The sequence below is a fragment of the Massilia sp. CT11-108 genome (assembly GCF_047302915.1).
Lineage (GTDB): Bacteria > Pseudomonadota > Gammaproteobacteria > Burkholderiales > Burkholderiaceae_D > Telluria > Telluria orientalis.
On record NZ_JBKYMO010000511.1, the window covers coordinates 1 to 3,809 of the forward strand.

Annotated in this window: 5 protein-coding genes; all 5 read left to right on the plus strand. The window is 65.0% G+C overall.

What is annotated here, in order from left to right:
• The coding region (locus ACEN88_RS26405; RefSeq protein ID WP_413344437.1) for a flagellar hook-length control protein FliK at positions 1-487 on the plus strand (487 nt) is incomplete at its 5' end.
• Between the two features lie 51 nt (positions 488-538).
• On the plus strand, positions 539-1,000 hold the full coding sequence (locus tag ACEN88_RS26410; RefSeq protein ID WP_413344439.1) for a flagellar basal body-associated FliL family protein: 462 nt from the start codon (positions 539-541) through the stop codon (positions 998-1,000).
• Positions 1,001-1,023: 23 nt separating this feature from the next.
• Entirely contained in the window at positions 1,024-1,755 is a 732-nt protein-coding gene (locus ACEN88_RS26415) for a FliA/WhiG family RNA polymerase sigma factor (protein WP_413344443.1), read from the plus strand.
• 26 nt (positions 1,756-1,781) lie between these two features.
• A complete protein-coding gene (gene motA, locus ACEN88_RS26420; protein WP_056123405.1) occupies positions 1,782-2,672 on the plus strand; it encodes a flagellar motor stator protein MotA in 891 nt (296 codons plus the stop codon).
• 13 nt (positions 2,673-2,685) lie between these two features.
• The gene (locus tag ACEN88_RS26425; RefSeq protein WP_413344441.1) at positions 2,686-3,654 is read left to right on the plus strand and encodes a flagellar motor protein MotB; all 969 of its coding nucleotides are present in this window, start codon (positions 2,686-2,688) and stop codon (positions 3,652-3,654) included.
• Positions 3,655-3,809: the final 155 nt, after the last annotated feature.

Below are 3,809 nucleotides of genomic sequence, written 5' to 3' on the forward strand. Positions count from 1 at the left end.
GGTCGTGGGCGTCGTGACCTTGCCGGCTGCCCAGCCGGCCGCCGACACCGTCAAGCTGGCCGGTCCGCCGACCGCATGGCGCCAGACTCTGCAGGAAACGCTGGGCGACCGCCTGAATGTCCACGTCGCGGGCAACGTGCAGCAGGCCACGATCAGCATCGAGCCGCCCCAGCTGGGCCGCATTGACATTGCGATCCGCCACAGCGCCGGCATGCTGGAAGTGAACATCTCGGCCTCCAACGGCGACGTGCTGCGCCAGCTGCAGACCGTCAGCGACAACCTGCGCAACGATTTGTCGCAGCGCCAGTACACGGAGGTCGCCGTGACGGTGACACCGGCACCCAGGAACAATGCGGCGCCGTTCGGCGACCCGCAGCAGCAGGGCCGCGGCCGCCAGCAAGGCCGCGACCAGGACAACGAGCCCGGACGCGGTCTGGCCGAGGCCGGCAACCCCGCGTCCGTATTCAATCTCGGCCGCGACTCGTAAGCAACGGACGAATCGACAGCGCTTTCGGGCGCAAGTACCAACATGAGCAAAATGAAAATGATTATTGCCATCGCCGGCGCCGTGATCGTGAGCGCGGCCGGTGCGGGTGGCGCGGTCTGGTGGTTCATGCCCAAGCCCGCGGCAGCCGCCGGCGCGGCGAAAAAAGCGGAAGCGGAAAGGGCCAGGGAAGGCAAGCCGGTCAAGTACGTGACGCTGGACAAGGTCATCGTGATGCTGCGCCGCGGCCCGGACGACGCCGACACCCACTACCTGTCGACCGACCTCGTCTTGTCGACGGAAGCGGAGAAGGAAAAGGAAACGAAGGAAAACCTGCCGCTGCTGCGCAGCCTGGCGGTGCGTACCCTGTCGGCCTACACGATGAAGGAAGCGGCCGGCATGACGGTGGAACAGTACGCGGAAGAACTGAACAAATCCTTCGACGCCAATTATGAGCATGAGCACACGGAAAAACCGTTCGTGCAAGTCATGATCGGCAAGCTGATCATCGAATAACCATCGGGGACAACGTGGGTTACATGACCGACTACGCCGACAGCTACGCCAGCAGCGAATATGCCGACGCCGCCATCCACGCGGCCATGAGCGCGGCCGAAGAGCAGAAACATCTCGTCGCCTATGCGCCGCTCGTCAAGCGCATCGCGCGCCAGCTCACGTCGCAGGTGTCGGGCGCGATGGGACGCGAGGACATGGAGCAGATCGGGCTGATGGGCCTGCTCGAAGCGCTGCGCCGCTACGGCATCCCGGACACCGGCTTCTCCAGCTACGCGTCGCTGCGCGTGCGCGGCGCGATCCTCGACGAGCTGCGCCGCCAGGACTGGCGCCCGCGCGCCGTGCGCCAGGACAGCCACAAGATGCGCGACGCCGTGCGCGCCCTAACCCGCAAGCTCGGCCACGAGCCGAACGACAAGGAAGCGGCGGAGGCGCTCGGCATCAGCCAGGAAGACTGGCGCCAGTTCCTGCTGGATGACGTTGCCGAGGAGCTGCTCAGCTTCGACGACGTGCTGCAGGAAGCGACCGAGCGCGCCCACAACGCCCCCGGTCCGGAAGAACAGTTCATGGTACGCCGCAGCCTGGAGCAGGCACTGGGCGCCCTGAACGAACGCGAGCAGCGCGTGATCCAGATGATTTATGAATTCGAGCTCAGCTACAAGGAAATCGCGGCCGTGCTCGACCTGTCCGACGCCCGCGTCTGCCAGCTCAACAAGAGTGCGCTGGCCAAGATGAAAGCGGCGCTCGCCCAGGCCTGAACGACCAGACAAGAAAGGTAATAACAATCATGCAAATCCTTGGCATTCTCATCGTGCTCGGTGCCGTGTTCGGCGGCTACCTCATGATGGGCGGCAGCGCCCTCGCCATCTGGCAACCGACCGAGATGCTCGTCATCTGTGGCGCCGCCGTCGGCGCACTCGTGCTGGGCAACCCCAAGCACGTGCTGGCCGAACTGTTTTCCCAGGTCAGGAAGGTCGCGAGCAAGCACAAGCACGACTCCGAATTCCAGCGCCAGCTACTGCTGCTGATGTACGAACTGCTGCAGACGGCCGCGGGCGGCCTGAAGGCACTCGACGCCCACGTCGAGGCGCCGAAGGACAGCCCGATGTTCCAGCGCTATCCGCGGATTCTCGAAGAACCGAAGCTGCTGGCGTTCATCGTCGACAACTTCCGCCTGATGGCAATGGGCAAGATCAACGCCCACGAGCTGGAAGGCGTGCTCGAACAGGAACTCGAGGCCATCCACGACGAACTGACCCAGCCGTCGAAATCGCTGCACAAGATCGCCGAGGCAATGCCGGGCTTCGGCATCCTGGCCGCCGTGCTGGGCATCGTGATCACGATGAACTCGGTCGGCGAAGGGGCCGACACCGCCGAGATCGCCGAACACGTCGGCGCCGCGATGGTCGGCACGTTCATCGGTATCTTCTTCTGCTACGGCGTGCTCGACCCGATCTCCGGCATGATGAAGCAGCTGGTCAATTCCGAAGCGTCGACGATGGAAACCGTGAAGGTCGTGCTGTGCACCCACGTCGCCGGCAAGCCGCCCCTGCTGGCGATCGACGCGGGCCGCCGCCTGATCCAGCTGAACACCAAGCCCAGCTTCGCCCAACTCGAAGCGTGGATCAACGCGATGGCCGACGGCGAGGACGCCGGCGCCAGGCGCAAGGCCTGATCTGGAGCGATAAGTGCAAGCAACCAAGAAAGTCGCCGCCGAAAAGCACGAAGCGACCATCGTCAAACGTGGCGGCGGCAAGCATTACGACGACGAACACGGCGGCGCGTGGAAGGTCGCCTTCGCCGACTTCTGCATGGCGCTGATGGCGCTGTTCCTCGTGCTCTGGCTGATCGCCGCGCGCGAAGCCCAGCAAACCAAGAACATCGTGCGCGACAACACGGCCAGCGGCCTGCTCGAAGGCACGGGCGGCAAGCCGGAAATCAAGTCGAGCCCCGCCGGCAGCCTGATCGAACGCTTCCAGCTCCCGAAGAGCAACGGCGGCGCCGAAGGTCCGGCGGCCGGCGCCAGGGCGAATACGCAGACGGTGCGCACGAAGTACGAATCGCCGTCCGAACTGGCCGCGCTGGCGCACCAGCTCCAGCAGATGAGCGCGGACGCCGGCCTCGCGTCGAACCTTGCCACCGTGATCACGCCGGACGGCCTGCGCGTGATGTTGCACGACACCGACCGCCAGGGCATGTTCGTGCGCGGCAGCCCGCTGCCGACCGCCAAGTTCGCAAAACTGTTGCGTGCGATGGCACCGCTGTTCGAAAAGATGGAAAATCAGATGTTGATCGTAGGCCACACGGACTCCTTGCAGTACACTAAGGCCGGACCGACCAGCTATTCCAACTGGAGCCTGTCGGTCAACCGCGCTCTGGCTGCGCGGTCCGAACTGCTCATCGGCGGCATGCGCAGCGACAGCATCCTGCAGCTGGTCGGCATGGCCGACCGCGCCCCGATCGACGCGGCCCATCCGGATGCTTCGGCCAACCGCCGTATCGAATTGTTAATCCTGACCAGCAAGCAAGCAGCTGCCATCAAGACCATGTTCGGCACCCCGGCGGATACCGCAGCCCTGACGTCCGACGCGTCCACGTCCAAAACGGACGATCCGGCGCTGAAGGACCTGCGCAGCCAGATGGTAAAGAAACCATGACGATTCAATCGAAAACCCGAGGACCACGCATGAAGATTTCCAGTGCCTCTTCGCCTTCCGTCTCGATCGCCCCGCAGGTGGGCGGCGCCGCCGCGCCGGCGGCGGCGCCCGGCGCGCCGCCCGCGGCTCGTTCAAAGCCTGGAACCCGGGCGCGC